This window comes from Actinomycetota bacterium, assembly GCA_036280995.1.
Classification (GTDB): domain Bacteria; phylum Actinomycetota; class CALGFH01; order CALGFH01; family CALGFH01; genus CALGFH01.
Genome location: DASUPQ010000269.1, coordinates 1 through 2515 on the forward strand (window position 1 = coordinate 1; position 2515 = coordinate 2515).

Consider the following 2515-nt stretch of genomic DNA (forward strand, 5'->3'; position numbering starts at 1 on the left):
GGCCACCGTGTTGTTCAGCGACATACTGGGATCACTGAACAGGCGTCGCGGTTTGGGGATCGCAGCTGGCGAGTGCTGCTGGACGCCCACGCCGAGGCCGGCGTCTGGGTAGGCGCACGGTCCTAGGCGGGTTCTGAGCAGCAATGGTGGAAGTGACGTGCCGCGCAGCCTGCCACAGGAGGGGCGAACCTCGCTGCGCAAAGGCTCCCGACCGGCGGGACATCCTCGCGCGCACCCAGCCTCTCCTGGTCGGCCACGCGGTCGACCTGGCCACTGGCCAACCACCTCCTAGGACGATGCCAGTCCAACCCACACCTCAGCTCGCCCAGGCCGGTCTCCGCACCCAGAGACAGACTCCTCCCAGCTCGTCCACGCTCTGGACGGCCTGATCCCTGCCCGAGCAATCACCGGGGCCTGCTGGACGCCCTGGTGAGCATGGCCAACACCGCGTATCCAATGGCCCAACAAGGATCACCAACAACACGACAGCACGCCCTGGTAGGGCGGGACACGCAGGCTGGCGGTCTCCCCCAGCCCCGCCCGCCAGCAGCCCGCCGAATGGTCCCGGACCCACATGGGCGCACGTGGCCGTCCGTTCCGCCTGGGCCGTGTACCCGGAGGCAGGTTCTGGAGGCCGCGTTCTCACCCGCTTTGGATGATGCTGCGGACGGACCATCGGCCGAGAATGGCCGGCGTCGCATGCCGGGCGCACTCCCCCACTTGTCCTGGCTGACCCGGAGGGTGGTCATCGATGCCGACGTCTTGGAGGCTGTCGCGGCGGATCCTGTCCCCCACCAGGGACCGAGGAGGTGAAGCCGGCATCCCTGGCCGCCGCACATTCACGGCATGGCTCCTGGCCGGGCTCGTGCTAAGCCTGGTCCTGGGACTCAGCGGTTGTGGTGCCGGCGGTGGGAGCGACTCGGCGACCCGCCCCACGACCGAACGCTCCGGCACCCGCCCTGAGCCGAGCGGGACCGAGTCACCGAGGGAGACGACCACCGAACCGACGCGACCACCCCGGACCACCGCGGACACGCCTGCCTCGACCCGGCCCCCGACCACGGCCGAGCGTCCCAACTCGCCCACGACCACCGCCGAGAGGTCGGCTGAGGCGCTGGCGCCAACCTCGGCCCCCACGCCCTCGGCTGCGGGCACACCGGCCGCGGCCGAGTCCGAGGGGCTGGGAGCCCTCGGCTGGACCCTGCTCCTCCTCCTGGTGGTCGCGCTGGCTGTCGGCTGGCTGCTCTGGCGGTCACGCCGGCGGTCGGCCTGGGACGCCCAGGCTGCCGCGCTGGAGCAGGACTCCCGCACGACCAGCGGCATCCAGCTGCCGCTCGTCCTGACCGCGGAGGATGCCGGGCAGCGGGCCCTGTCGTGGCCGCCATTGCGGGCTGAGCTGGTCGACCTCATGGGTCGTTGGGACCTGCTGGCCGAACGCGCGCCCGACGACCAGAGACAGCAGCGGTCCGGACAGGTCCGAAGCCTGCTCCAGGAGTTGGTCGCGGCCGTGGACGCCGAGAACCAGGCGCTGGCGACCGGGCGGGACTGGCGGCTTCTGCGGCCGCGGGTCGACCAGGCCGAGCGGGTATTGTCCGCCGTGCTGGCCGGCGTCCCCCAACAGGAGCCATCTGCGGGCGGAGAGCCCTGGCAGCCAGCTCCCGGCGGATAGCCACCTCCAGCAGGGTCGGGCGGCAGTCCCTTGGGGACACCCAACGGCCAGGCTGCTGGTGAACACGCCTTGGATCGGCCTGCCGCACCTCAACCGCAGGATGACCACACTACCCAGCGTCTTGGCGGAGCGGTCGTCAATCCGGCAGGCCCTACCACTTTCGGCCTTGCCAGCCTGCATACGAAGCAGGTGCTATGGCGCCGCCAGACAGCCCTGATTGCTTGCTCAAGTAGTCATTCTGCCGGTCATTCCACAGGCCACAACTGAACCTCACCAGACCGCATTCACCAGAAACGCCGCCCAACCTGATCTGGCTAGACCCAACTGGACCGTAGAGAACAGAAGATTGGCAGTTATCTCCTAAACAGCGGGCGGGACGATCTCAGAAACGACCGTTTCTGCGACACAGTCGGCCGTCCTAGTCCAGGTGAGCGCGCCGGGCGGCCCGGGACGCCTGGTGCAGCTCATGTGTTGCCTCCTCTGACGATGACACCAGCAATAGAGTCCGTTCGACACCCGGTAGGGCTTGGTCGGCTGCGCCGGCTGCGCGGCTCGCGCCCACATGTAGGGGCCGTCCGGGTGCCAGCGTTGCCCGGGCTCCGGGCAGGACGAGAGGGCGGTATGAGAGCGGTTGTCTACGACAGGTACGGCCCACCCGAGTCGTTGCGGGTTGAGGAGGTCCCGACGCCGTCGCCGACCACCAACCAGGTGCTCGTTAGGGTCTCGGCGACGTCGGTCAACCTCTCGGACTGGGAGTGCCTGCGGGGCGCGCCGCTGTATGCGCGGCTGGGCGGGCTCCGCGCGCCGGCCCGCCGGACGCTCGGCTCGGATGTGGCCGGGCGCGTC

General features: G+C 69.8%; 2 protein-coding genes. Both read left to right on the plus strand.

What is annotated here, in order from left to right; genetic code table 11:
• The first annotated feature begins 1216 nt into the window (after nt 1–1216).
• Complete coding sequence (locus VF468_08955; GenBank protein HEX5878435.1) at nt 1217–1669, plus strand: hypothetical protein; 453 nt, start codon at nt 1217–1219, stop codon at nt 1667–1669.
• Nucleotides 1670–2290: 621 nt separating this feature from the next.
• The coding region (locus tag VF468_08960) for an NAD(P)-dependent alcohol dehydrogenase (protein HEX5878436.1) at nt 2291–2515 on the plus strand (225 nt) is incomplete at its 3' end.